The 26462-nt window shown below is 72.5% G+C and carries 21 protein-coding genes and 1 pseudogene; 5 read left to right on the forward strand and 17 right to left on the reverse strand.

Annotation, left to right across the window (positions count from 1 at the left end):
• Window positions 1-7: 7 nt before the first annotated feature.
• The 5 genes from IG05_RS0126120 to rimP all read right to left on the reverse strand — a co-directional run bounded on the left by IG05_RS0126120 (window position 8) and on the right by rimP (window position 5658).
• A complete protein-coding gene (locus IG05_RS0126120; RefSeq protein WP_030346330.1) occupies window positions 8-301 on the reverse strand; it encodes a DUF503 domain-containing protein in 294 nt (97 codons plus the stop codon).
• A gap of 210 nt (window positions 302-511) precedes the next feature.
• Window positions 512-3598: a translation initiation factor IF-2 gene (infB, locus tag IG05_RS45705; RefSeq protein ID WP_078894493.1), complete on the reverse strand. Its 3087-nt coding sequence runs from the start codon at window positions 3596-3598 to the stop codon at window positions 512-514.
• A gap of 145 nt (window positions 3599-3743) precedes the next feature.
• A complete protein-coding gene (locus IG05_RS0126130; RefSeq protein ID WP_037814771.1) occupies window positions 3744-4040 on the reverse strand; it encodes a YlxR family protein in 297 nt (98 codons plus the stop codon).
• 110 nt (window positions 4041-4150) lie between these two features.
• Complete coding sequence (gene nusA, locus IG05_RS0126135; RefSeq protein WP_030346335.1) at window positions 4151-5137, reverse strand: transcription termination factor NusA; 987 nt, start codon at window positions 5135-5137, stop codon at window positions 4151-4153.
• A 2-nt stretch (window positions 5138-5139) separates the two neighbouring features.
• A complete protein-coding gene (gene rimP, locus IG05_RS0126140) occupies window positions 5140-5658 on the reverse strand; it encodes a ribosome maturation factor RimP (protein WP_030346336.1) in 519 nt (172 codons plus the stop codon).
• A 249-nt stretch (window positions 5659-5907) separates the two neighbouring features.
• On the opposite strand from rimP, the gene IG05_RS0126145 reads away from it, so the two are divergent.
• The 3 genes from IG05_RS0126145 (at window position 5908) to IG05_RS0126155 (ending at window position 8072) form a co-directional block, all read left to right on the forward strand.
• Window positions 5908-6441 carry a hypothetical protein gene (locus IG05_RS0126145; RefSeq protein ID WP_030346338.1) on the forward strand — a complete coding sequence of 178 codons (534 nt, stop codon included), beginning with the start codon at window positions 5908-5910 and terminating at the stop codon, window positions 6439-6441.
• On the forward strand, window positions 6438-6920 hold the full coding sequence (locus IG05_RS0126150; protein ID WP_030346339.1) for a ferritin-like domain-containing protein: 483 nt from the start codon (window positions 6438-6440) through the stop codon (window positions 6918-6920). Before IG05_RS0126145 ends, IG05_RS0126150 begins: the two co-directional genes overlap by 4 nt.
• 243 nt (window positions 6921-7163) lie before the next feature.
• Entirely contained in the window at window positions 7164-8072 is a 909-nt protein-coding gene (locus IG05_RS0126155; protein ID WP_030346341.1) for an aminoglycoside phosphotransferase family protein, read from the forward strand.
• Window positions 8073-8807: 735 nt separating this feature from the next.
• Here the strand turns inward: IG05_RS0126155 and IG05_RS0126160 are convergent.
• The 6 genes and pseudogenes from IG05_RS0126160 to dxr form a co-directional block, all read right to left on the reverse strand.
• On the reverse strand, window positions 8808-10511 hold the full coding sequence (locus tag IG05_RS0126160; protein ID WP_030346343.1) for a proline--tRNA ligase: 1704 nt from the start codon (window positions 10509-10511) through the stop codon (window positions 8808-8810).
• A gap of 72 nt (window positions 10512-10583) precedes the next feature.
• Entirely contained in the window at window positions 10584-11114 is a 531-nt protein-coding gene (locus tag IG05_RS0126165; protein WP_030346344.1) for a GNAT family N-acetyltransferase, read from the reverse strand.
• A 20-nt stretch (window positions 11115-11134) separates the two neighbouring features.
• Entirely contained in the window at window positions 11135-11983 is an 849-nt protein-coding gene (locus IG05_RS0126170; RefSeq protein ID WP_030346346.1) for a GNAT family N-acetyltransferase, read from the reverse strand.
• 118 nt (window positions 11984-12101) lie between these two features.
• Window positions 12102-12755 (reverse strand): annotated as a pseudogene (locus IG05_RS0126175) (flavodoxin-dependent (E)-4-hydroxy-3-methylbut-2-enyl-diphosphate synthase); the annotation flags it as partial.
• A gap of 205 nt (window positions 12756-12960) precedes the next feature.
• On the reverse strand, window positions 12961-14265 hold the full coding sequence (locus IG05_RS0126180) for a M50 family metallopeptidase (RefSeq protein ID WP_030346349.1): 1305 nt from the start codon (window positions 14263-14265) through the stop codon (window positions 12961-12963).
• Window positions 14262-15533, reverse strand: coding sequence for a 1-deoxy-D-xylulose-5-phosphate reductoisomerase (gene dxr, locus IG05_RS0126185; protein ID WP_030346351.1), 1272 nt, complete (start codon window positions 15531-15533; stop codon window positions 14262-14264). Before dxr ends, IG05_RS0126180 begins: the two co-directional genes overlap by 4 nt.
• A 148-nt stretch (window positions 15534-15681) precedes the next feature.
• On the opposite strand from dxr, the gene IG05_RS0126190 reads away from it, so the two are divergent.
• A complete protein-coding gene (locus tag IG05_RS0126190; protein WP_030346352.1) occupies window positions 15682-16140 on the forward strand; it encodes a lamin tail domain-containing protein in 459 nt (152 codons plus the stop codon).
• Here IG05_RS0126190 and IG05_RS0126195 read toward each other — a convergent pair.
• Window positions 16137-18071, reverse strand: coding sequence for an acyl-CoA dehydrogenase family protein (locus tag IG05_RS0126195; RefSeq protein WP_030346354.1), 1935 nt, complete (start codon window positions 18069-18071; stop codon window positions 16137-16139). The genes IG05_RS0126190 and IG05_RS0126195 overlap by 4 nt on opposite strands.
• 399 nt (window positions 18072-18470) lie before the next feature.
• Here IG05_RS0126195 and IG05_RS0126200 point away from each other — a divergent pair, with 399 nt between their 5' ends.
• Entirely contained in the window at window positions 18471-19484 is a 1014-nt protein-coding gene (locus IG05_RS0126200) for a LacI family DNA-binding transcriptional regulator (protein WP_030346356.1), read from the forward strand.
• 60 nt (window positions 19485-19544) lie between these two features.
• Here the strand turns inward: IG05_RS0126200 and IG05_RS0126205 are convergent, their stop codons facing one another.
• The 5 genes from IG05_RS0126205 to IG05_RS0126225 are packed head-to-tail and all read right to left on the reverse strand — an operon-like array spanning window position 19545 to window position 26443.
• Window positions 19545-20258, reverse strand: coding sequence for a glycoside hydrolase family 12 protein (locus tag IG05_RS0126205; protein ID WP_030346357.1), 714 nt, complete (start codon window positions 20256-20258; stop codon window positions 19545-19547).
• 35 nt (window positions 20259-20293) lie between these two features.
• Entirely contained in the window at window positions 20294-22486 is a 2193-nt protein-coding gene (locus IG05_RS0126210; RefSeq protein ID WP_030346359.1) for a glycosyl hydrolase family 95 catalytic domain-containing protein, read from the reverse strand.
• Window positions 22483-24480: a beta-galactosidase gene (locus IG05_RS0126215; RefSeq protein ID WP_030346361.1), complete on the reverse strand. Its 1998-nt coding sequence runs from the start codon at window positions 24478-24480 to the stop codon at window positions 22483-22485. Before IG05_RS0126215 ends, IG05_RS0126210 begins: the two co-directional genes overlap by 4 nt.
• On the reverse strand, window positions 24477-25412 hold the full coding sequence (locus tag IG05_RS0126220; RefSeq protein ID WP_030346362.1) for a carbohydrate ABC transporter permease: 936 nt from the start codon (window positions 25410-25412) through the stop codon (window positions 24477-24479). Before IG05_RS0126220 ends, IG05_RS0126215 begins: the two co-directional genes overlap by 4 nt.
• Window positions 25409-26443: an ABC transporter permease gene (locus tag IG05_RS0126225; RefSeq protein WP_030346364.1), complete on the reverse strand. Its 1035-nt coding sequence runs from the start codon at window positions 26441-26443 to the stop codon at window positions 25409-25411. The genes IG05_RS0126220 and IG05_RS0126225 overlap by 4 nt, the downstream gene beginning before the upstream one ends.
• Between the last annotated feature and the right edge of the window lie 19 nt (window positions 26444-26462).

The following is a 26462-nucleotide window of genomic DNA, read 5'->3' on the forward strand; positions in this document are numbered from 1 at the left end:
TTCGTGGTCAGTCGTCGTCGCCGTGGAGCCGCCGTCGCACGGACAGCAGTTCCACCTCGGGGCGGCCGGCGACCAGCCGCTCGCACCGGTCCAGTACGTCGGTGAGGTGCGCCACGTCGCCGGAGACCACGGCGAGTCCGATGATCGCTCGCCGGTGGAGGTCCACGTGGTCCACCTCGGCCGCGCTCACGGCGTACTTCCGCTGGAGTTCGGCGACGATCGGGCGGACGACGGAGCGCTTCTCCTTCAGCGAGTGGACGTCGCCGAGGAGCAGGTCGAAGGACAGAGTCCCCACGTACATGTGTGTAACCGGTTCACCCGCCGGTACGGGATCGATGGCCCCGGGTCCGTGTGGCCGGGGACATCAAGAACGGTACCGCGTACCCGCCGGTGGCTCGACAGGGTTTCGGCACCGTGGGCCGCGGCCGCCCGGGGCGCGTGCCCCGGGAACGGCCGGGCTGGCCGGCGGCACGTGCGTGCCGCCGGCCAGCCCCTGGCACCGTCGGTCGTGTTACGACCGCGGCTTCTCGCGCATCTCGTACGTCGCGATGACGTCGTCGACCTTGATGTCGTTGAAGTTTCCGAGGTTGATACCACCCTCGAAGCCTTCGCGGATCTCGGTGACGTCGTCCTTGAAGCGGCGCAGACCGGAGATGGTGAGGCTCTCCGCGACCACCTTGCCGTCGCGGATGAGGCGCGCCTTGGTGTTGCGCTTGACCTCGCCCGAGCGGACCAGGACACCGGCGATGTTGCCCAGCTTGGACGACTTGAAGACCTCGCGGATCTCCGCCGTGCCGAGCTCGACCTCCTCGTACTCCGGCTTGAGCATGCCCTTGAGGGCCGCCTCGATCTCCTCGATCGCCTGGTAGATGACCGAGTAGTACCGGACGTCCACGCCCTCGCGCTCGGCCATCTGCGCCGCGCGGCCGGCCGCACGGACGTTGAAGCCGATCACGATGGCGTCGGAGCCCATCGCCAGGTCGATGTCGGACTCCGTGACCGCACCGACGCCGCGGTGCAGGACGCGGATGTCGACCTCTTCGCCGACGTCCAGCTGGAGCAGGGAGGACTCCAGGGCCTCGACGGAACCAGAAGCGTCACCCTTGATGATCAGGTTCAGCTGCTGGACCTCGCCGGCCTTGAGCACCTTGTCCAGGTCCTCCAGCGAGACACGGCGCGTGCGCTTGGCGAAGGCCGCGTTGCGCTCGCGGGCGGCGCGCTTCTCGGCGATCTGACGGGCCGTACGGTCCTCGTCGACCACCAGGAAGTTGTCACCCGCACCCGGGACGTTGGTCAGGCCCAGGACCTGGACCGGCGTCGACGGGCCGGCCTCGGCGACGTTGTTGCCGTTGTCGTCGAGCATGGCGCGCACGCGACCGTAGGCGTCGCCCACGACCATCGTGTCGCCGACCCGCAGGGTGCCTCGCTGGACGAGGACCGTCGCCACGGCACCGCGGCCGCGGTCGAGGCGGGACTCGATCGAGATGCCCTGCGCGTCCTGGTTCGGGTTGGCCCGCAGGTCGAGCGAGGCGTCGGCCGTGAGGATCACGGCCTCCAGCAGCGAGTCGATGTGCAGACCCTGCTTGGCGGAGATGTCGACGAACATGGTGTCGCCGCCGTACTCCTCGGCCACCAGGCCGTACTCGGTCAGCTGACCGCGCACCTTGGTCGGGTCGGCGCCCTCGACGTCGATCTTGTTGACCGCGACGACGATCGGGACGTCGGCCGCCTTGGCGTGGTTGAGCGCCTCGACCGTCTGCGGCATGACGCCGTCGTTGGCCGCGACGACCAGGATCGCGATGTCGGTCGACTTCGCACCACGGGCACGCATGGCGGTGAACGCCTCGTGACCCGGGGTGTCGATGAAGGTGATCTTGCGCTCTTCGTCGTTGACCTCGGTCGCGACCTGGTAGGCACCGATGTGCTGGGTGATGCCGCCGGCCTCGCCCGCGATGACGTTCGTCTTGCGGATCGCGTCGAGCAGTCGGGTCTTACCGTGGTCGACGTGACCCATGACGGTCACCACCGGCGGACGGACGACCAGGTCCTCCTCGGAGCCCTCGTCCTCACCGAACTCGATGTCGAAGGACTCGAGCAGCTCGCGGTCCTCCTCCTCGGGGCTGACGATCTGAATCGTGTAGTTCATCTCGTCGGCGAGGAGCTGCAGGGTCTCGTCGGAGACGGACTGCGTGGCCGTGACCATCTCGCCGAGGTTCATCATGACCGCGACGAGGGACGCCGGGTTGGCGTTGATCTTCTCCGCGAAGTCGGTGAGCGACGCGCCGCGGGAGAGGCGGATGGCCTCGCCGTTGCCGCGCGGCAGCATCACGCCGCCGACGCTCGGGGCCTGCATGGCCTCGTACTCCTGGCGCCTCTGCCGCTTCGACTTGCGGCCACGGCGCGCGGGACCGCCGGGACGGCCGAAGGCGCCCTGCGTGCCACCACGGCCACCGGGACCACCCGGACGACCGCCGAAGCCGGGACGGCCACCGCCGCCACCGCCGGGACCACCCGGACGGCCGGCGAAACCGCCGCCACCGCCACCGGGACCCGCGGGACGGCCGGCGAAGCCGCCGCCACCGCCACCCGGACGACCGGCGAAGCCGCCGCCGCCCGGACGACCGCCGCCGCCACCGGGACGACCGCCGCCGCCACCGGGGCCACGGCCGCCGGGGCCACCGCCCGGACGCGGGCCCGCAGCGGGACGCTGCGGCATCATGCCGGGGTTCGGACGCGGGCCGCCGGGGCCGCCGCCGGGACGGGGACCGCCCTGCGGACGCGGCATCGAGCCCGGGGTCGGGCGGGGACCGCCCGGAGCCTGCGGACGCGGACCGGCGCCCTGGGCGCCGGGCGACTGCGGACGGGGACCGGCGCCGGGGGCACCGCCGGGGCCGGGACGCGGGCCGCCCTGCGGGCGCGGGGCCTGCGGGCGGGCCATGCCGGCGTTGCCACCGGAGGTGAAGGGGTTGTTACCCGGACGCGGACCGGCCGGACGGGCGCCCGGACGGGCGGCCTGGCCACCGGAGCGCGGAGCACCCTGGCCGGGACGGGCCGACTGCTGGCCCTGACCGCCGGCGGCCGGACGGCCACCGGGCTTCGGGGCACCGGGGCGGGCGCCGGGACGCGGACCCTGGGCGGCCGGAGCCTGCGGGGTCTGCTGCGCGGCCGGAGCGGCCGGCGGAGCGGTGAACTCCGGGGCGGCCGGGGCCGGGCGCGGCGCGGGCTTGGGACCCGGCACCGGACGCGGGCCGGGAGCGGCCGGCGCGGGCGCCGAGGGGGCCGACGGGGCGGCCGGCTGCTGGGCAGCGGGCGCCGTCGGAGGCTTGGGGGCAGCCGGCCTGGGGGCCGGGGCAGCCGGACGTGCCGCCTGCGCCGGGGCGGGCGCGGCGGGCTTGGGGGCGGCCTTGCGCGGGGCGGGCTTGGCGGACTTGCCGCTGCCACCACCCTGGAAGGCGTCGGTCAGCTTACGTACAACCGGCGCTTCGATGGTCGAAGACGCCGAACGGACGAATTCACCGAGTTCCTGGAGCTTGGCCATGACGACCTTGCTCTCGACACCGAACTCCTTGGCGAGTTCGTATACCCGGACCTTAGCCACTTCGCTCCTTTGAGGTCCGGGTTGAAGCCGGACCGTCGCTAGTTCATGGGCGTACTCATCGCGTACTCATCGAGTGCTCATCGCAATCTCGACCTGCTTTCGACTCGCGAGGTACCAGGCCGCACGGGGTTCCGTACGGCTCGTCTTACGGCGTTGCCTGCTCGGCAACTGTTGTCTGCTCGACGTATCGGCGCAACGCCTTTGTGTCGAGCGGTCCCGGGACGCGCAGTGCCCGCGGGAACGCCCGGCGGCGAACCGCCTGGTCGAGACAGACCTGGGCGGGGTGCACGTACGCACCCCGGCCGGGCAGCGTACCGCGAGGATCGGGGGCGCACGCGTCCTCGATCCTCACGATCCGCAGGAGATCGCTCTTGGCCGCCCGCTCCCGGCACCCCACACAGGTGCGTTCAGGGCATACTCGGGTGTGCGTCCGGCCAGACACAGTTAAGTCTACCTCCCCGTACCGACCTCACCCCTTTGGGGCAAGAATCGAACGGCCGTTGTCGTGATCTCAGCGCCGGGCGGCTCGGATCTATTCCCCGCCCGGCGGTCCTACTCCCCGGTCTGCTCGGTGTCCGGCCGGATGTCGATCCGCCAGCCGGTGAGGCGGGCGGCGAGGCGGGCGTTCTGGCCCTCCTTGCCGATCGCCAGCGACAGCTGGTAGTCCGGCACGGTCACCCGCGCGGAGCGGGCGGCCATGTCCACGACCTCCACCTTGCTCACCCGAGCGGGTGACAGGGCGTTCGCCACCATCTCGGCCGGGTCGTCCGACCAGTCGACGATGTCGATCTTCTCGCCGTTCAGCTCGCCCATCACGTTGCGGACCCGGCCGCCCATGGGGCCGATGCAGGCGCCCTTGGCGTTCAGGCCCGAACGGGTGGACCGTACGGCGATCTTGGTGCGGTGACCGGCCTCACGGGCGATCGCGGCGATCTCCACCGAGCCGTCGGCGATCTCCGGCACCTCCAGGGCGAAGAGCTTCTTCACCAGGTTGGGGTGGGTCCGGGAGAGGGTCACGGACGGGCCGCGGACACCCTTGGCCACCCGGACGACGTACGACCGCAGGCGCATGCCGTGCGGGTAGGTCTCGCCGGGCACCTGCTCCTGCACCGGCAGGATGGCCTCCAGCTTGCCGATGTCCACGAGCACGTTCTTCGGGTCGCGGCCCTGCTGGACCACTCCGGTGACGATGTCGCCCTCGCGGCCGGCGTACTCGCCGAGCGTCGCGTCGTCCTCGGCGTCGCGCAGCCGCTGCAGGATCACCTGCTTGGCGGTGGTCGCGGCGATACGGCCGAAGCCGGACGGGGTGTCGTCGAACTCGCGGGGCTCCTGGCCCTCCGTGAGGTCCTCGGGGTCCTCCTTCGCCCACACGGTCACATGCCCGGTCTCCCGGTTGAGCTCCACGCGCGCGTGTCGGCGGCTTCCCTCGGTGCGGTGGTAGGCGATGAGGAGGGCCGACTCGATCGCCTCGACCAGCAGGTCGAAGGAGATCTCCTTCTCCCGAACCAAGCCCCGCAGGGCGCTCATGTCGATGTCCACGGCTACGCCTCCTCCTCTTCCTTCAGGTCCTTCTTGACCTTGTCGTCCTTGCGGTTGAACTCGACCTGCACGCGCGCCCTGGCGATCTCCGGGAAGCCGAGCCTGCGGCTCGTGGCCTTGCGGCCCTTGACTCCGGGCACCTCGACGTCGACGCCCTCGTCGTCGACGTCCAGGATCCGGGCGAGCAGCTCGCCGCCCTCGGCGAGCTGGAACTTCACGAGCCGGTCGGTCGCGCGCACGAAGTGCCGGTGCTCGGTGAGGAGGCGCTCCGCGCCGGGGGTTCCGACCTCCAGGTCGTACGCGGCGTCACCCATCGCGTTGGTCTCGTCGAGCTTCGCCGAGAGCGCGCGGCTCACATCGGCGATGGCGTCCAGATCGGCTCCGGTGTCGGAGTCGACGACCACGCGCAGCACCCGCTTGCGTCCGACGGAGTCCACGGCGATCTCTTCGAGATCCAGCCCCTGGGAGGTGACGAGCGGTTCCAGCAGCTCTCGCAGCCTCTCGCTCTGGGTGGTGCTCATCCGGGTGACTCCTCGGCCGCGTGTGCTGTTGTGGGATGGGTCGCGTGTCTGGTCAAAGGGTATCCGGTCGCGGAGGGTGTTGCTGTCCCCTCCATGGGTGGGCACGGAGCCGCATGTCATCACAGCACGTGACCCTCGGACGGGCTGTGTGAGCCGGTGATATGAAGCGAGGGGGTGCGCGGGTACCGTGATCACCGGCGGGCCGGTTCCCGCCCGTGTGTTCGTACGAGCCCCCCGAGGACGTCAGCCGTGCCGTACCCCCCGTCGCGCATCCCCTCGGGGCCGCGCAGAAGATCCCTGCTCGCCTCGGCCGCCGGGGCCGCCCTCCTGGCCGGCTGCTCGGCCGGCCCCGACGACGCCGGCACGGGTCCGTCGGCCACCGCCCGGGCCCGCGCGCGTGCGGCCCGGGACAGCCGGGGGCTGCTGGGGCACTACGACGCGGTGCTCGCCGCGCATCCCGGGCTGGCGGAGCGGCTGCGTCCGCTGCGGGCCCAGGTCGCGGCGCACGCGGCGGCCTTCGAGGAGGGCTCGGCGGCCACCGCGACCGCATCGGGCACCGCGTCCGGCACCGCATCGGCCACCACTACGGCGTCGCCGTCCGCCGTGGCCGTGCCGGCCGCTGAGAAGGACGCCGTCGCGGGGCTCGTCGCCGCCGAGCGGGCCCTCGCCGACCGGCGCGCCAAGGAGCTGCTGGAGGTGCCGGGCGAGCTGGCCCGGCTGCTGGCGTCGGTCGCGGCCGCCGGGGCCGCGCACGCGTACCTGCTGACGGAGGGGTCCAGGTGAGCGACGGAGCGGAGCTGACCGCGCTGCAGGCGGCGCTGGCGGCGGAGCACGCGGCAGTCTACGGGTACGGCGTCGTCGGCGGACGGATCGAGCAGCGGCGGCGGACCGAGGCGCGGACGGCGTACGACGCGCACCGGGCGCGCCGGGACGCGCTGGTGCGCGCCGTGCGTGACCTGGGCGGCACCCCGGTCGCCGCGAGCGCCGGGTACGCGCTGCCGTTCCCGGTCCGGGACGGGGCCGCCGCGGTGCGGCTGGCCGCGCGGCTGGAGGAGCGGCTGGCCGGGGTGTACTCGGACCTGGTCCGGGCGGCCACCGGCGCACGGCGGACCGACGCGGCCGGAGCGCTGCGCGAGGCCGCGGTGCGGGCGGTGCGCTGGAGCGGGGAGAGCGTAGCCTTCCCCGGGCTCGCCGAGCGGGCCGGCGGACAGACCGGCGCGGCCGGCACCACCCCGTCACCGTCCGCCCCGGCGACACGGTAGCCACCGGCCGCGGCCCGCACGACACGGCCGCACGGGACGGCCCCGGAGCGGGCGATGCGCTGGAATGGGAAGAGCGTAGCCTTCCCTGGGCTCGCCGAGCGGGCCGGCGGACAGACGGGCGCGGCCGGCACGACCTCCTCGCCGTCCGCCCCGGCGGCACGGTGAACACCGGCGGTGGCGTGCCGTACGACGCGGCGCCGGAGCAGGCCCGACAGCAGGTGACAGGAAGGGAACGACTCGCGCATGGCTTTCGAAGCACCGCAGCGCCTGGTGCGGGCGCTCGGTGAGACGGCACCGGCCGGGGACGACTGGCTGGCGCGGCTGCCCGCGGTGGCCGAGCGGGCCGTCGCCCGGCGCGAGTTGACCGTGGAACGGGTGCAGGTGCCCGGCGGGCGCAGCAGCCTGGTGATGCTGGTGCGGCGGGCGGACGGCACCCCGGCCGTGCTGAAGCTGGCGCCGCCGCGGGCCCGCCCGGAGAGCGAGCGGGCGGCGCTGGCGCACTGGGGCGGGCTGGGCGCCGTACAGCTGCTGGAGACCGGGGCGGACGAGGCGGAGGACGGGGTGCTGCTGCTGGAGCGGCTGCACCCCGACGTGTCGGTCCGGTCGCTGCCGGAGGCGAAGGCGCTGCTGGAGGCGGCGGGGACGCTGCGCCGGCTGTGGGTGGAGCCGCCGGCCGGGCACGTCTTCGAGACCGTCGCCGAGCGCACCGGACGGCAGGCGGCGGCGATGCGGGCGAGCGCCGGGACCGACCCGGAGGCGGCGCCGCTGGTGGAGGCGGCGCTGGCCGCCCGTGAGGAGCTGCTGGCCGCGCCGCCGGAGCAGCTGCTGCTGCACGGCACGTTCCGGCAGAGCAAGGTGCTCGGCGGGGACCGGATGCACTGGCTCGCGGTCGGCCCGGACCCGGTGGTCGGCGAGAGCGCCTTCGACCTGGCCCGGCTGGTGCGGGACCGGGTGGAGGACCTGATCGCGACGGCGTCCGGGCCGGCCACCACCCGGCGCCGGATCAAGCGGCTCGCGGAGTCGCTGGAGGTGGACCAGGAACGGCTGCGCGGCTGGACGCTGTTCCGGGCGGTGGAGTCCGGGGTGCGGGCCCGGCGGGTCGGCCGGGAGAAGGACGCGGAGCTGCTGCTGGAGTTCGCGGCCTGGCTGTAGGCATGAGCAGGCGTACTCGGGTGCCTGGGCAGCCGGGCCCGTGCGGCCCTGGGGGCGGGCTGCTCCGCCTCGGAGCCGGACGACGGCGAACGCGTCGGCGGCGGTACAGCAGCGGCGGGAGGCGGTGGAGCGGTCCCTGCGCCGGCGGGTGGCCGGCTTGGCGGCGCCTGCCCTCACTGGAGCCGGCGCTGCCGCGGTTCAGCGACGCCTGCCGCGGTCCCCGGCAGCCCGATCTCCGCGACCAATCCGAGGACCTCGTGGTGGTGGACTGCCGGATGGACGTCGTCGCCTGCTACGGGGCACCGCGCGGGGTGGCGCCGGTGCTGCGGGACATCGGCCGGGCGCACCTCGGCCACTGGGGCGAGGGCCCGGACACCGGCGAGCGCGGCGGGCTGCGGTACGCCCTGGAGTACCAGCGGGACAGGGGCCTGGGGCCGACGGGCCGCGCATGCCGGCGCCCGAGCTGGACGATCCGTCGCTCACCGTGCAGTGGGACGACCCGTGGCACCCCGGCGAGCGGATCCCGGAGCCCCTGGCGTGCCTCACGTCCGGGTCGCGGATGCCCTCGCCCGCCCCGGACCGGCGGTGCCGGCTGGAGTCCGGCCGGGCCACCGTCGCCGGGGCGCGGGCCCGTCACGGCACCGTCTTCTCCGTCACCTCGGGACCCGGGAGTACTGGACGCTCTCCCGCGAGGCGTGGCGGCGCGCACGGTCGTGAGCGCCGCCGTCCGCGCCGTCAGGCCGTGAGGCGGGCGATCGCGTCCTCGACCGGGAGTTCCTCGCGCTCGCCGGTCCTGCGGTCCTTCAGCTCCAGGACGCCCTCGCCGGAGCGGCGGCCGGCGACCAGGATCCAGGGCACGCCGATCAGCTCGGCGTCGGTGAACTTCACGCCCGGGGACACCCCGGCCCGGTCGTCCACCAGCACGCGGACGCCCGCGGCGGCGAGCTTCCCGGCGACGTCGAGGGCCAGCTCGGTCTGCAGGGCCTTGCCGGCGGCGACGACGTGCACGTCGGCCGGGGCGACCTCCTTGGGCCAGACCAGGCCCTTGTCGTCGGCGGTCTGCTCGGCGAGCGCGGCGACGGCGCGGGAGACGCCGATGCCGTAGGAGCCCATGGTGACGCGGACCGGCTTGCCGTTCTGGCCGAGGACGTCCAGCTTGAGGGCGTCGGTGTACTTGCGGCCCAGCTGGAAGATGTGGCCGATCTCGATGGCGCGGTCCAGCTTGAGGCCGGTGCCGCACTTGGGGCAGGGGTCGCCGTCCTGCACGACCACGACGTCCACGTACGCGTCGACCTCGAAGTCACGGCCGGCGACGACGTTCTTCGCGTGCGTGTGCTCCTTGTTGGCGCCGGTGATCCAGGAGGTGCCGGGGGCCACGCGCGGGTCGGCGATGTAGGTGACCTTCTCGCCCAGGCCCTGCGGTCCGACGTAGCCGCGGACCAGGTCGGAGCGCTCGGCGAAGTCGGCCTCGGTGACCATCTCGACGGCGGCCGGGGCGAAGTGCGCCTCGACCTTGCCCATGTCCACCTCGCGGTCGCCGGGCACGCCCACGGCGACGATCTCGCCGTCCACCTTGACCAGGAGGTTCTTCAGCGTGGCGGAGGCCGGGACGCCCAGCGAGGCGGCCAGGGTCTCGATGGTCGGGGTGTCGGGGGTGGGGATCTCCTCCAGCGCGGGCACGGCCGAGCCGTCGGCCGGCTTCAGCTCGTAGGTGATCGCCTCCGTGTTGGCGGCGAAGTCGCAGTGGGGGCAGTCGGCGAAGGTGTCCTCGCCGGCCTCGGCCGGGGCGAGGAACTCCTCGGACCTGGAGCCGCCCATGGCGCCGGCGGTGGCGGCGCAGATGCGGTAGTCGAGGCCGAGGCGTTCGAAGACCCGCTGGTAGGCCTCGCGGTGCAGGGCGTAGGACCGGGCGAGGCCCTCGTCCTCCAGGTCGAAGGAGTACGAGTCCTTCATCAGGAACTCGCGGCCGCGCAGGATGCCGGCGCGGGGGCGGGCCTCGTCGCGGAACTTGGTCTGGATCTGGTAGAGGATCACCGGCAGGTCCTTGTAGGACGTGCACTGGTCCTTGACCAGGAGGGTGAAGATCTCCTCGTGGGTGGGGCCGAGGAGGTAGTCGCCGCCCTTGCGGTCCTGGAGCCGGAACAGCTCCTGGCCGTACTCGTCCCAGCGGCCGGTGGCCTCGTAGGGCTCGCGCGGCAGCAGGGCGGGCAGCGAGACCTCCTGGGCGCCGATGGCGTCCATCTCCTCGCGGACGATGCGCTCCACGTTGGCGAGGACCTTCTTGCCGAGGGGCAGCCAGCTCCAGATGCCGGCGGCCGTGCGGCGGACGTAGCCGGCGCGGACGAGCAGCTTGTGGCTGAGGACCTCGGCGTCGGCCGGGTCGTCGCGCAGCGTCTTCGCCATCAACTGGGACATGCGCTGGACCGGTGCATTGGCCATGGTTCTCGTACTCCTGCCGGACAAGGGTGTTGGCAGGAGATTAACCGGGCCGCCCGCGCCGGTGGAAATCGGTCAGCGCCTGCGCAGCGGCAGCGGGGCGCCCATCACGGCGTACGGCCGCTGTGCGCTCGGGAAATGCACCCGGCGGGCGAGGTCGACGTAGCCGAGGGAGTGGTACAGGCCGCGGGCGGGGCTGTCGGTGTCGATCGCGGAGAGGATCGAGCGGGGTTCGTCGGCGGTGTCGGTGATGGTGGTGATCAGGCGCCGGCCGATGCCGTGGTTCTGGTGGTCGGGGTGGACGTGCAGTTCGGTGATGACGAAGGAGTCGTCGAGCCAGAGGTCGTTGCCGTTGGCACGGAGGTAGGGCTCCACGACGGTGGACCACCAGTGCGTACGGCTGTTGGGCATGCCGTAGACGAATCCGACCAGCCGTCCGCGGCTGGTGGCGCCGAGGGCCCGTGCGCCGTCGTACTGCATGTGGCGCTGGACGATCTGCCGGCGGACGGCGACCTCCTCCGGGCCGAGCCCGAAGGCGACGGCCTGGACGGTCAGGGCCTCGTCCACGTGGGCAGTGAGGTCCAGGGGGCCGATCACGAGGTCCATGCCGGGAGCGTACAGGGCGGTCAGAACAGAACGCTCATGAAGGCTCCCACCTCTTGGAAGCCCACCCTGCGGTACGTCCTGCGCGCCGCCGTGTTGAAGTCGTTCACGTAGAGGCTGGCCACGGGGGCGAAGTCCGCCAGGGCGTAGCGCAGGACCGCCGCCATGCCGGGGGCCGCGAGGCCGCTCCCCCGGTACTCGGGGGCCACCCAGACGCCCTGGATCTGGCAGGCGTGCGGGGTCGCGGCGCCGATCTCCGCCTTGAACACGACCCGGCCCCGGTCGTCGACACGCGCGAAGGAGCGGCCGGAGCCGACGAGTTCGGCGACCCGGGCCTGGTACAGCAGCCCGCCGTCACCCGCGAGCGGCGATACGCCGACCTCCTCCGTGAACATCGCGACGCACGCCGGCATGATCGTTTCCATCTCGTCCTTGCGGACGCGGCGGACGTTCGGGTCGGGGGCGATGCCGGCCGGCATGCGGTCGGTGACCATCAGCGGCTGGCGGGCGCGGACCTCGCGGGCCGGGCCCCAGTGCGGTTCCAGCAGCCGCCACAGCAGGGAGGTGGCCTCGGCGGGGCCGACGATGGAGGAGCAGCGCCGGCCGGCCCGCCGGGCGCGGTCGGCGAAGGCGCGGACCGCGCGGGGGGTGGCGCAGATGGGGACGAGGTTGGCGCCCGCGTAGCACAGGGACGTGAGCATGCCGTCCTCGTACCAGCCCCACATCTCGCCGCCGAGGCGCCACGGGTCGAGTCCCGCGACCTGGACCCGGGAGGTCACGAAGGCGTTGGCGACCGGCTCGCGGTCGAGGACGGCGAGCGCGGCGTCCAGGTCACTCGGTTCCAGGACCCGGGAGGTGGTCTGGGTCAGCACGTGCGGGGCCTCACGGTCGGACATTGCCTGATCCACGCACTGTACCTGCCGGAATTCCGCCGCGCCGCCCCCGGTCCCGGGGGGTGCGGGCCCGGCAGGCGGACTCCTCGCCCGGGGGTCAGCCCGCCACCGACACCGAGGGCTCGCCGGAGGTGACGCCGTCCTTCTCCATCTGCTCGGCGAGCTTCATGGCCTCCTCGATCAGGGTCTCCACGATCTTCGACTCGGGGACGGTCTTGATGACCTCGCCCTTGACGAAGATCTGGCCCTTGCCGTTGCCGGAGGCGACGCCGAGATCGGCCTCGCGGGCCTCGCCGGGGCCGTTGACGACGCAGCCCATGACGGCGACGCGGAGGGGGACCTCCATGCCGGTGAGGCCGGCGGTGACCTCCTCGGCGAGCTTGTACACGTCGACCTGGGCACGGCCGCAGGACGGGCAGGAGACGATCTCCAGGCCGCGCTGGCGCAGGCCGAGCGACTGGAGGATCTGGAGGCCGACCTTGACCTCCTCGACGGGCGGGGCCGACAGGGAGACGCGGATGGTGTCGCCGATGCCCTGGGAGAGCAGGGCGCCGAAGGCGACGGCCGACTTGATCGTGCCCTGGAAGGCGGGGCCGGCCTCGGTGACGCCGAGGTGGAGGGGGTAGTCGCAGCTCTCGGCGAGCTGGCGGTAGGCCTCGATCATGACGACGGGGTCGTTGTGCTTGACCGAGATCTTGATGTCGCGGAAGTCGTGCTCCTCGAAGAGGGACGCCTCCCACAGGGCCGACTCGGGAACGGACGGCATGCCGAGAGAAATCGCAGTCATCTGCTGTGCAACCCCAAGTCGTGGATCAAGGTCCGGTCCCGTGAACGGCGGGCTCCAGGCTTCGAGATTACGGCACCGGCCCGGGCGTCAGCACATCCCTCCCGCAATGCCACCCGATGGGAGGCGGCCCGGAACCACCGGGTTCCGGGCCGCCGTGAACGAGGGGTGGCTAGGAGATTTTCACCGGGTTGACCACGTCGGCGATCAGGACCAGGACGGTGAAGCAGACGAAGATCCCGGCCACCACGTACGCCACCGGCATCAGCTTGGCGACGTCGAACGGACCGGGGTCGGGCCGGCGCAGCACCCGGGCCAGGTTCCGCCGCAGCGACTCCCACAGGGCGCCCGCGATGTGCCCGCCGTCGAGCGGGAGCAGCGGGAGCATGTTGAACAGGAACAGGGAGAGGTTGAAGCCGGCGAGGACGAAGACGAACATCGCCAGCTGCTGCGAGGCGGGGATGTCCAGGGTGGCGATCTCGCCGGTGACCCGGGCCGCGCCAACGATGCCCATCGGGGAGTCCGGTTCGCGCGGGCCGTCGCCGAAGGCGGCGTCCCACAGGGCCGGGATCTTGCCGGGCAGGGCGACGAGGGAGTCGACGGCGTCGCCGACCCGGTCGGTCATCCAGGTCACGGACTCGCCGAAGTCCTGCCTGACGACGCCGGTGGCGGCGCTGAAGCCGAGGAAGCCGGCCTTCACGTACTGGCCCTGGACGTACCCGCCGCCGGAGTCCTTCTTGGCGACCATGTTGGTGGCGATCTTCGCGTGCAGGGTGAGCTGCCTGCCGTCCCGCTCGACGACGACCGGCACGGTCTTGCCCGCGCTGACCCGGATGAGGTCCGACAGGGTGTTCCAGTCCTTGGTCGGCTTGCCGTCGAAGGAGACGATCGTGTCGCGCTTCCTGATGCCGGCGGCCTCGGCCGGGGAGGCCGGGTCGGACTTCTTGCAGCTGTCGCGGTGCTCGCTCTGCGCGATGACGCAGGGCGAGACGGAGGAGACGGTGGTGGTCTGCTGCTGGATGCCGAAGCCCATCAGCACGGTGAGGAACAGGGCGACCGCGAGCACCAGGTTCATGAAGGGGCCCGCGAACATGACGATGACCCGCTTCCACGGCTTGCGCGTGTAGAACATGCGCGTCTCGTCACCCGGCTTGAGTTCCTCGAAGGCCGCCGAGCGGGCGTCCTCGATCATGCCGCGCCACGGGGAGGTGGAGCGGGCGGTGACCCGGCCGGAGTCGTCGGGCGGGAACATCCCGATCATGCGGATGTAGCCGCCGAGCGGGATCGCCTTGATGCCGTACTCGGTATCGCCCTTGTTCCGCGACCAGATGGTCGGGCCGAAGCCGACCATGTACTGCGGGACGCGGATGCCGAAGAGCTTGGCCGTGGACAGGTGCCCCAGCTCGTGCCACGCGATCGAGACGAGCAGGCCCACCGCGAAGACCACTATGCCGAGGATGAACATCAAGGTCGTCATGCACGCGCCTCCGCGGTCGCCGTCGTGGCTGTGAGTTCGCGGGCCCGGGCCCGTGCCCAGGTCTCCGCTTCGAGGACGTCCGACACGGTGAGCGAGGTTCCCGTGACCGGGGTGCCGTGCTCCTCGACCACCCGGGTGACGGTCTCCATGATCCCGTTGAAGGGCAGCGCGCCGTCCAGGAAGGCCGCGACGCACTCCTCGTTGGCGGCATTGAACACCGCCGGAGCCGTGCCCGCGAGCCGCCCCACGTGCCGGGCGAGGTTCACCGCGGGGAAGGCCTCGTCGTCCAGCGGGAAGAACTCCCAGCCGGAGGCCTTGCTCCAGTCGAAGGCGGGCGCCGCGCCGGGGACGCGTTCGGGCCAGCCCAGACCGATGGCGATGGGCCCGCGCATGTCCGGGGGCGTCGCCTGGGCGATCGTGGATCCGTCGGTGAACTCGACCATCGAGTGGACATACGACTGCGGGTGCACGACCACCTCAATGCGGTCGAAGGGAATGTCGTAGAGCAGATGTGCCTCGATGACCTCCAGTCCCTTGTTGACCAGGGTCGCGGAGTTGACCGTGATCACCGGGCCCATCGCCCAGGTGGGGTGGGCGAGGGCGTCGGCGACGGTGACGTGCGCCAGCTCGTCCCTGCTCCGGCCGCGGAAGGGGCCGCCGGAGGCGGTGACGACGAGCTTGCGGACGTCGGCCCGGGTGCCGGCGGCGAGCGCCTGGAAGAGCGCCGCGTGCTCGGAGTCGACCGGGATGATCTGGCCGGGCTTGGCGAGGGCCGTGACCAGCGGGCCGCCCACGATCAGCGACTCCTTGTTGGCGAGCGCGAGGGTGCGGCCCGCCTCCAGGGCGGCGAGGGTCGGGGCGAGCCCGATCGAGCCGGTGATGCCGTTGAGCACGGTGTGGCAGGCCGAGGCGGCGACCTGGGTGGCCGCCTCCGGTCCGGCGAGGATCTCGGGCAGCGGCTCCCCGCTGCCGTACTCGGCGGCGAGCGCCTCGCGCAGCGCGGGTACGACGTCCTCGCGGGCGACCGCGACGGTCCGCACCCGCAGCCGGTGCGCCTGCTCGGCGAGGAGGGCCACCCGGCCGCCGTTCGCGGAGAGGGCGGTGACCCGGAAGCGGTCGGGGTTGCGCAGCACGAGGTCGATGGCCTGGGTGCCGATGGATCCGGTGGAGCCGAGGATCACCACGTCCCTGGGGCCGTCCCCGGGGGCGGGGTCGTAGACGAGGTGCGGGTCGGCGAGGGGCGCCGGACGGGCGGGACTGTCGGTCATCCTCCCATTGTGGCCGCAAGCGGCGGCGGCCCGGACAGCGCGTCCCTCGACCGAGTGCCTCTCCGGCCGTTGTGGAGTCATCGTGAAGATCATGTGATAACACTTCGTTTCACACGATTCGCGGACGACATCCTGGGGGGATCTCTCCATGCGTACTGTGCGCATACGCGCTGCCCTGCCCGCCCTCGCCGGCGCGGCCCTGCTCACCGGCACCCTGCTCAGCACCCCGGCCGAGGCCGCCGGGGGCGTGCAGATCCACCACGTGTGGTTCGACAGCCCCGGCAGCGACAACCGCTCCAACAAGAGCCTGAACGCCGAGTGGGTGCAGCTCAAGAACACCGGCGGCTCGGCGGTCTCGCTCAAGGGCTGGGTGCTGAAGGACGCCTCCAACCACCGGTACGTCTTCGGCAACGTCAGGATCGGCGCCGGGAAGTACCTGAAGGTCCGCACCGGCAGCGGCTCGGACACCGCGTCGGACAAGTACCAGGGCCGCCGTGCCTACGTCTGGAACAACGACAAGGACACGGCGACCCTGACCAAGGCGAGCGGCAGCAAGGCCGACACCTGCTCCTGGACGACGCGGGACCCGAGCGACAAGTACTGCTAGCTCCCGAACGGACGGCGGGCGTTCTCGCGCGTGGCGGGTCCGGGGGTCGCGTCCGCGATCCACGGGCCCTCGCCCGACGGGTCGAGGACGCCCTCCTCCAGCCAGGTGTAGGCGCCGGCGAGGACGCCCCGGACCACCTTGCGGTCCAGGTCGTCGGTGTTGCTCCACAGCCGGCCGAAGAGTTCGTCCACCCGGATGCGGGCCTGGCGGCAGAAGGCGTCGGCGAGCTGGTACGCCTCGCGGCCGTGCTCGCCCTCCCGCCACAGCCGCTCGGCGCGGACACAGGCCGCGCTCATCGCGAACAGTTCGGCGCCGATGTCCACGATCCGGCCGAGGAAGCCCTGCTTGGTCTCCATCCGGCCCTGCCAGCGGGACATGGCGTAGAAGGTGGACCGGGCGAGTTTGCGGGCCGTGCGCTCGACGTAGCGCAGGTGCCCGGAGAGGTCGATGCCGTGCTTGAACTCGCCGTACGCCGTGGGCAGCTGACCCGGTCCGGCGACCAGTTTCGGCAGCCACCTGGCGTAGAAGACGCCCGCGTTCGCGCCCGCCTTCGCCTTGGCGGACAGCGGCTTGTCGGGGTCGATGAGGTCGCCGGCGACCGAGAGGTGGGCGTCGACGGCCTCGCGGGCGATCAGCAGGTGCATGATCTCCGTGGAGCCCTCGAAGATGCGGTTGATCCGCAGGTCGCGCAGCATCTGCTCGGCCGGGACCGGACGTTCGCCGCGCGCCCGCAGCGACTCGGCCGTCTCGTAGCCGCGCCCGCCGCGGATCTGGACCAGCTCGTCGGCCATCGTCCAGGCCATCTCGGAGCCGTAGAGCTTGGCGAGGGCGGCCTCGATGCGGATGTCGTTGCGGTCCTCGTCGGCCATCTGCGAGGACAGGTCGACCACGGCCTCCAGCGCGAACGTGGTGGCCGCGATGAAACTGATCTTGGAGCCGACGGCCTCGTGCAGCGCGACCGGCTTGCCCCACTGCTCGCGCTCCGCCGACCACTCGCGGGCGATCTTCAGGCACCACTTGCCGGCGCCCGCGCACATCGCGGGCAGCGACAGCCGCCCGGTGTTCAGCGTCGTCAGCGCGATCTTCAGGCCGGCGCCCTCGGGGCCGATCCGGCCGGAAGCCGGGACCCGCACCCGGTGGAAGCGGGTGACGCCGTTCTCGATGCCGCGCAGCCCCATGAAGGCGTTGCGGTTCTCCACGGTGACGCCCTGGGCGGTGGCCTCCACGACGAACGCGGTGATGCCGCCCTTGTGCCCCTCCGACTTCGGCACCCGTGCCATGACCACGAGCAGGTCGGCGGCCACGCCGTTGGTGGTCCACAGCTTCACGCCGTCGAGGACGTAGTCGTCGCCGTCGGGTACGGCCGTGGTGGCCAGGCGGGCCGGGTCGGAGCCCACGTCCGGCTCGGTGAGCAGGAACGCGGAGATGTCGGTGCGGGCGCAGCGGGGCAGGAAGGTGTCCTTCTGCTCCTGGGTGCCGAACAGCTTCAGCGGCTGCGGGACGCCGATCGACTGGTGGGCGGAGAGCAGCGCGCCGACGGCGGGGCTGACGGAGCCGACCAGGGCGAGGGCCTTGTTGTAGTAGAGCTGGCTGAGACCGAGACCGCCGTACTTGGTGTCGATCTTCATGCCGAGGGCGCCGAGTTCCTTCAGGCCCGCCACGACCGCGTCGGGGATGCGGGCCTCGCGCTCGATGCGGGCGGAGTCGATCTCCGTCTCGCAGAAGGCGCGCAGCTTCGCCAGGAACTCCTCGCCGCGCCGGACGGATTCCTCGTCGGGGAGCGGGTGGGGGTGGATGAGGTCGAGCCGGAAGCGCCCGAGGAACAGTTCCTTGGCGAAGCTGGGCTTGCGCCAGTCCTGTTCCCGGGCGGCCTCCGCCACCCTGCGGGCCTCGCGCTCGGTGACGGTGGTGCGTGGGGTGGTGGCGGTCATGTGAGGCTCACCTCGCCGCAAAGAGGGACGACTGGGACCGTTCGTTACCGACCAGTGCTACTGGATCGTTGGTACCCGAAACGGGCCGGGCCCACCACCCCTCGCGCGTCCGCTCCGCCGATCCCGGCCGGGCGGGGGGCGCTGCCGGGGCGCCCCGGGCCCGGGATTCTCCCGGCGCCGGATCCCGTGGCGGAGACTTGGGCCGAACGGGTGGCCCGGTCAGGTGGCGGGACGCGTCCGGGACGGCAGGCCCGGGCGGCTGTGTCGGATAGTTCACTGTCGAAGCGCTTCGACTGCCTATGGACACCTCGGTTCCCTTGGCGTTAAGGTCATTCCCACCCTCACTTACTCTGTCGGATACGCGCGGTGTCGAAGCGCTTCACAAGCTTGGAGAGCTGGATGGTCACCCTTGCCGAGGTCGCCCGGCACGCCGGAGTCTCGGCGAGCACGGTGAGCTACGTCCTCAGCGGCAAGCGGTCCATCTCGGCCGCCACCCGGCAGCGGGTCGAGCAGAGCATCCGGGAACTCGGCTACCACCCCAACGCGGGCGCCCGCGCCCTGGCCGGCAAACGGTCGAACATCATCGCGCTGATGATCCCGCTGCGTACCGACATGTACGTGCCGGTGATGATGGAGATCGCCATCGCGGTGGCCACCACGGCCCGCACGCACGGCTACGACGTCCTGCTGCTCACCGGCGAGGAGGGCCCCGACGCGGTGCGCCGGGTCACCGGCAGCGGGCTGGCCGACGCGATGATCCTGATGGACGTCGAGCTGGAGGACGAGCGGCTGCCACTGCTGCGGGGAACCGACCAGCCCTGCGTGCTCATCGGCCTGCCCGCCGACACCACCGGCCTGACCTGCGTGGACCTGGACTGGAACGCGACCGGCGCGCTGTGCGTGGAGCACCTCGCGCGGCTCGGTCACCGTGACGTCGCCGTCATCGGCGAGGCCCCGGCGGTCTACGAGCGGCACACCGGCTTCGCCGAGCGCACCCTCGACGGACTGCGCACCCGGGCCCGCGAGAGGGGCCTTCGGCTGCTGCACCGGCCGTGCGAGGGCGGGTACGACGCGATGGCCCTCACCCTGGCCCGGATCTTGGACGAGCGCCCGGGCACGACCGGGTTCGTCGTGCAGAACGAGTCGGCGGTGGAGCCGCTGCTCGCGCTGCTGCGCCAGCAGGGCCGGGCCGTGCCCGAGGACGTCTCCGTGGTCGCGATCTGCCCGGACCAGGTCGCCGTCCAGGCCTCCGTGCGGCTGACCTCGGCCGCCATCCCCGCCCAGGAGATGGGCCGGCAGGCCGTGGAGCACCTGGTGGCCAAGCTGGACGGGCGGGGTGGCGACGAGGTCGTGCTGCTCGCGCCCGAGCTGACGGTGCGGACCAGTACGGGACCGGCGCCGGCCGCGTCCTGACCCCGCCCCTCGCGCCCCGAACAGAGGTGCCGGCCCCCGTGAGGGAGCCGGCCCCCGTGGTCAACTGCCGCTGACGGTCAGGTTGTTGGTGGTGAAGTTCAGGCCTCCGGAGGCGGACGTGATCTCGTAGCCGAACTGGACGTCGCCGATGGTGACGTTGCCGAACCAGCCCTTGGTGTCCTTGATCCACTTCAGGATCGGCAGGATGTTCACCGTGCCGGAGCTGGAGTTGGAGCTGCGGATGAACGAGAAGACGTCGTTGGAGCCGTTGTTGCCCTTGTAGACGGTCCAGGTGGCGCCCCCGAGGGTGACCGTGCCCTGCGCGGTGCCGAGCGGGCCGACGGCCCCGGTCTTGTTGACCCAGAGCATGACCTCGTACTTGTGGCCGGTGTCCCAGATGTCGTAGGACGTGTTGTACGCGCCGGACGACGGGACGGTGACGTTGTAGGTGCTGGTCAGCGAGGTCAGCGAGGCGACCTGCTTGCCGACCGTCTTCTTGGCGTCGGGGTACGACTTGATCCCGCCGGTGTCGGGGTGGTTCGCCCAGACGCCCCAGTTGGTGCCGGAGTTGGCCCAGACGCACTGGCTGCCGGCGCCCGAACCCCAGATGTTGTTGTAGAGGGTGTAGCCGTTCAGGCTGGTGCTGCCCCACTGGTCGCAGGAGTTCCAGACGGCGGCGGAGGCGGGTGCCGAGGCGAGACCGACGGTGGCGCCGAGGGCGAGGGCGGGGGCGAGCAGGACCTTGACGGCCCTGCCGAGCGTGCTTGCTGCCATGGTGTCCCTTCCATGGGTGGGGGGAGTTGTTCCGTTCACCGCGCCCCCAGGGTGAGGACGCGGTCTTCTCCGGCGACGAGGTCGAGGGGCCCGGCGCCGGAGGAAGTCCGCAGTTCGACGCGGAGGGTGCGGCCCGGCCGTACGACGGCCCGGGCGCCCGCCGGGTCCCAGGCGAGGTCGACCTCCGCGCCGAACCGGGTGCGCACTCCGCGCAGTTCGCCGCGCGGGAAGCTGTCCGGGACGGCGGGCAGCAGGACGAGCCGGTCCGGCGTGGACTGCACGAGCAGTTCGATCAGCACGCCCGGCAGGGTGTGCGCGGCGTCCGCGTTGTAGACCTCCCGGTGCGGGTAGTGGGCGCTCATCAGGGAGGCGTGGAAGAAGTCGCCGCCGAGGACCCGGCGCAGGGCCCGGCCGGCGTGTTCCGGGTCCCGCAGGCGGGCGGCGATCAGGGCCTGGTGCAGGTGGCCGTGGGCCGAGTCGTTCTCCGTGCCGCGCAGGACGAGCGCCCGGTGGGCGGCGGCGGCCAGGCGCGGGGTGTCGTACGGGGTGATCTCCTCCAACGGCCAGACGCCGTAGAGGTGGCTGAGGTGGCGGTGGTCGTAGGCGTCCTCCAGGCCGGGCCAGGCCCATTCGGCGAGGGCGCCGTCGGCGTTGATGCGGTGCGGGGGTACGCGGTCGGCCAGGGCGCGCCAGCGGTCGGCGTGCCCGGGGTGGTAGCGGGCGGCCGTGCGCAGGGTGTGGCGGGCGGCGGAGAGGTCCATGGCCGCGTTGAGCGCGCCCCAGCTGCCGTTCGCGGGGCGGTTCTCGGGCGAGTAGGAGGGGACGACGACCAGGTGGCCGTCGGCGTCGGTGCGGGTGAGGAAGTCCTCGTAGAAGAGCGCCGCCTCGGCCAGGGCGGCGGCGGTGCGCGGATCCTGCTCGCCGCGGATCTCGTCGTGGTCGACGAGCGGTTTGAGCAGCCAGTCGGCACCGGCGGTCCACAGCTGGAGCGGGTAGGCGCGGTCGAAGTGGTAGGTGTACCCCGACTCGCCGTCGGTGTGGGTGGGCGCGACCGCGCCCCGGGTGCCGAAGATCGCGCGGGCGTTGGCCCGCCAGTCCGGCAGCTGCCGCTCGACCAGCGCGGCCAGTGCCTCCGTGACCTCGGGCAGGGCGGCGGCGGGCGCGGCGGCGGTTTGGAGGTTGAGGTTGGCGTTCGTGGTGAACGCGCCCGACCAGGCGGTGTCCCAGTCGCCGGTCCACAGCCCGGTGAGCCGGGGCGGGTTGAGCCCGCTGCTGGAGAGCAGGTGGTAGCGGCCGGCGGCGAAGAGCCGCTCCACCAGGGCCGGGCTGTCCGGGCGGGTCAGCAGCTCGGAGCCGGGCAGGGCGCGCTCGGCCGGGTCGGCGCCGAGGTCGAGGCCGACCCGCAGGTAGGCGGGGCGGTGCCGGTCCAGGTGCCGGGCGAGGAGGTGGTCGTAGGGCCGGCCGGTGCCGTCGGGCAGGGCCTGGAGCAGCCGGGTCTCGGCGACCACGTCGGCCTCGCCGGTGTGCCGGCGCACCCGGGTGAGCAGCAGTACCGAGCGGGCGCCGGTGACGCGGACGCCCGGCGGGACGAGTTCGGTCCGGCCGCCGCAGACGGCGACCAGGGTCACGCCGGTGCAGGCGCGGTCGCTGTCCGGGTAGCGGGCGCGCAGGCTCAGCAGGGCGCCCTCGGGGGTGAGCAGCGTGCCGTGGCCGACGCGCAGTCCGGCCGGGGCGCCGGGCAGCCGGTGGTCCAGGCGGATGTCGAGGTCGCCGCCGGTGATCTCGTGGACGATCACGTCGTCCGCGCGGGAGACGAAGACGCGGCTGCGGGCGTCGCCGCGGACCGCCGTGGCCTCGCCGGTGGTGAAGTCGAGGGCACGGCGGACGTACCGGCCGTCGTCCGTGCGGCGGCGCACGCGGACCTGGAAGGCGGGGTGGAAGGGCTGCACCCACTGCAGCGGCCGGCCGTCGGTGAGGCTCTCGGCGGCGGTGAGGTCGCCGGCGAGCAGCCGGTCCTGCACCGCGGACAGGGCGGCGGCCAGCCGGGGCGGCCGGGCGTGCTCGCCGCCGTTGGGCCGGACCAGCGTGTGCTGGGTGACGATCACCCGTTCATCGTTCGGGTCACCGAACACCAAGGCGCCGTGGTGGCCGTTCCCGCTCAGGAAGGCGTCCTCCCAGCGGGCGGCCGGGGCCGGCTCCCAGGTGCCGTGGACCGGCGTACCGCTCATGGCCGCAGCACCGCCACGCCGTAGCGGCCCAGGGTGACCGTGTCCGTGACGTCCGTGCCGCCGAGCAGCTCGCGGTGGGTGCCCGGCACCGGCACGGTGACCGGCTCCCGCCCGTGGTTGAGCAGGAACAGCAGCTCGCCGCGGCGTACCGCCTCGACGCCCGCCGGGAGCCCGTCCAGCACCGGCCGCACCCCCGCCCCGGCGGCGATGCCGGCCAGCAGGGAGCGCAGCGCCCCGGGTTCGGGCAGCGTGGAGAGGTACCAGGCGCGGCCCCGGTGCAGCACGGCGGGCAGCCCGTCCAGTTCGCCGCCCCGGTACGGCACGGTCTCGGCGGCGCCGGGCTCCGGCTCGATCTCCTCCGACCACAGCGTGCCGTCGAAGCCCTCGCACGTCACGGTCTCCCCCGCCTCCAGCGGCCACCACTCGTGCAGGGTGCGGATGCCGAACAGCTCGCGCAGCCGGGCGTCCATGCCGCCGGCCCGGACCCGGTCGTCCTCGTCGGCGACGCCGGTGTGGAAGCCGCAGACGAGGGTGCCGCCGCCGCGGACGTACGCGAGGAGGTTGGCGATGGCGGCGTCGGTGAGCAGGTACAGCTGGGGGGCGACGACGAGCCGGTAGCCCGACAGGTCGTGTTCCGGGTGGGCGAAGTCGGTGGTGAGGTGCGCCTCCCACAGGGCCCGGTGCCAGGCGGTGAGCACCTCGGGCAGGTCGACCAGGGCCGACAGCCGGCCTTCGTGGTCACCGGCCCACCAGGAGTGCCAGTCGTGCAGGACCGCGACGTCGGCGGTGATCCGCGCGCCCGCCACCGCGGCCGACAGGTCCGCGAGTTCGGCGCCCAGCTGCTTGACCTCCTGGAAGGTGCGCCCCTCCTCCCCCGCGTGGCCGACCATCCCGGAGTGGAACTTCTCCGCTCCCTGCCGGGACTGGCGCCACTGGAAGTAGCAGACGGCGTCGGCGCCGCGGGCCACGGCCTGGAAGGACCACAGGCGGTTGAGGCCGCGCGGCTTGGGGTGGTTCACGCCCCGCCAGTTGACCGGTCCGGCGGCCTGTTCCATCAGCATCCACGGCCCGCGCGCCTGTGAACGGGTGAGGTCCTGCACGAGCGCCCCGCGCTGCGCGCCCAGCGGATCGCGCGGGTCGGGGTAGAGGTCGACGGAGACGACGTCCTCCTCCTCGGCCCAGCGCCACCCGTCCTGCCCCGTCCACAGCGGCATGAAGTTGGTGGTGACCGGGATGTGCGGGGAGTGCCGGCGGACGATCTCCCGCTCGGCGGTGAAGCACTCCAGGAGCATGTCGGAGGTGAACCGCCGGAAGTCCAGCACCTGGCCGGGGTTCTTCAGGTAGTGGGCGCGGCGCGGGGGCAGGATGCCGTCCCAGGTGTCGTAGCCCTGGCTCCAGAAGGCTGTGCCCCAGGCGGAGTTGAGGGCGCCCAGGGTGCCGTACCTCGCGCGCAGCCAGCGGCGGAAGGCGGCGGCGGCCTCGTCGCCGTGGTCGAAGGTGCAGTACTCGTTGTTGATGTGCCACAGGGTGAGGGCCGGATGGCCGGCGTAGCGGGCCGCCAGGTCCTCGGTGATGGCGGCGGCGTACCGCCGGTAGGTGGCGCTGGAGTGCGAGAAGTGCTGCCGGCCGCCCCACCACTCGATGCGGCCGTCGGCGTCCCGGGGCAGGGTGTCCGGGTGCAGCCGGCCCATCCAGGGCGGCGGGGAGCTGGTGGGCGTGGCCAGGACGACGCCGATGCCGTGGGCGTGCATGAGGTCCATCAGCCGGTCCAGCCAGCCGAACTCGCGTGCTCCCGGCTCGGGTTCGAGCCTGGCCCAGGAGAACACGCCGAGCGTGACGGAGTTGACGCCGGCGTCCTTCATCAGCCGGACGTCGTCCTGCCAGGTCTCCTCCGGCCACTGCTCGGGGTTGTAGTCGCCGCCGAAGAGGATGCGGCCCCGGGTGGCGTCGGCGAGGGCCGGCTTCCCGCCGGCCCCCCGTTCGGCTCGTGTCACCCCTTCACCGCCCCCGTCAGCATCCCCTTCTTGAAGTGCTTCTGGACGAACGGCGACAGCACGGCGACCGGCAGCAGCGCCATCACCATGACCGCCATCTGGATGGCCAGTCCCGACAGCTGGCCGGTCCGGATGGCCTGGCCGAGACCGACCGGCTGCTGCTGCCTCTGCACGAGCTGGATCATGACGTTCTGCAACGGCATCTTGTCCTGGTCGTTCAGGTAGATCGAGGCGTTGAACCAGGCGCTCCAGTATCCGACGGCGTAGAACAGCGTGATCACCGCCAGGACGGCGCGGGACAGCGGCATGACGATCTGCCAGAGGATCCGGAAGTCGCCGGCGCCGTCGATGCGCGCGCTGTCGGTGAGTTCCGGCGAGATCCCCATGAAGAAGCCGCGCAGCACCAGGATGTTGAAGACGCTCACCGCGCTCGGCAGGATCAGCGCGAGATAGGTGTCCGACAGGCCGAGCGACTGCACCAGGAGATAGGTGGGGATGAGGCCGGCGCTGAAGAACATGGTCGCGAGCAGCGTCATCAGGATCCAGCGGTGGGCGAGCGAGCCGCTGCGGGACAGGCCGTAGGCGCACAGGACGGACACCGTCATCGAGAACAGCGTGCCGGCCAGGGTGACGAGGACGCTGACGATCGTGGCGCGGGTGACCTGGCCGCCGCTGAGCAACTCCCGGTAGGCGATGAAGGTGATGCCCTTGGGCACGATCACCAGGCCGCCCGCCTCGTCGATGGTCCTGCGGGAGGAGAGGCTGGTGACGACCACGATCCACAGCGGGAAGAGGACCGCCAGGCAGGCGAACGAGAGGACCAGGCCCTTGCCCACGAGGCCGGCCTTCGTGGGCTCCTCCTCCCACGCCGGGCGCTCGGGCGCGGCCCATCGGTTCGGCCTGCCCACCGGTTCGTCGACGACGGTGGTCACTTCTTGTACACCCCCTGCTCGCCCATGAGATGGGCCACCTTGTTCGCGGCGAGGACCAGGCCGATGCTGACCACGCCCTTGACCAGTCCGGCCGCGGCCGCGTAGCCGAAGTCCTGGTTGCGCACGCCGTTCCACCACACGAAGGTGTCGAGGATCTCCCCGGCGTCCGGTCCGACGGCGTCGCGTTGCAGCAGGATCTGTTCGAAGCCGACGGTCAGGGCGTCGCCGACGCGCAGCGCGAGGAGCAGGGCGATCACCGGCCGCAGCGCGGGCAGGGTGACGTGCCACATGCGGCGCCGGCGTCCGGCGCCGTCCATCGCGGCGGCTTCGTAGAGGTCCTGGGGGACCGAGGCCAGCGCGGCGAGGAAGACGATGATCCCCCACCCGGCGTCCTTCCACACGCTCTGGGCGGTGACCAGGAACGGGAAGGTGTGCGGGTCGGTCATGATGTCGAGGCCGTCGTACCCGTGCTGCCGCAGCAGCTGGGAGAGCATCCCGGCGCCGCCGAACATCTGCTGGAAGACGGCGATGACCAGCACCCAGGAGAAGAAGTGCGGCAGGTAGAGCACGGCCTGCGCGACCGCCCGCACCCGGGGCCGGACCACGCTGTTGATGAGCAGCGCGAGCAGCACCGGGACCGGGAAGAACAGCACGAGCTGGAGGAAGAACAGCACCAGGGTGTTCTGGACGGCGTTGCGGAAGCCGGGGTCCTCGAAGATCCGCTGGAAGTTGTCCAGGCCCACGAAGGGGCTGTGCAGGATGGAGACGATGCCGTTGTCGCTGATGTAGGGGTCGTAGTCCTGGAAGGCGACGACGTTGCCGAGGACCGGCAGGTAGTTGAAGACCAGGAGCAGCACGACGGCCGGCAGCGTCATGAGGATCAGGGCCCGGTCGCGTCTGAACCGGAGCCGGAGGTCCGGCTTGCCCGGGTCTCGTCGCTCCCGGGCGCCGGGGGTGCCGGCGGACGCCACCGGGGTCTTCGCGGGCGTATCGGCCTCGGCGCCGCTCCGAGGCACCGTGCTGTGGGACACGGCTGTTCTCCTTGCTCCG

It is taken from the genome of Streptomyces sp. NRRL S-1022 (assembly GCF_000720135.1).
GTDB lineage: Bacteria > Actinomycetota > Actinomycetes > Streptomycetales > Streptomycetaceae > Streptomyces.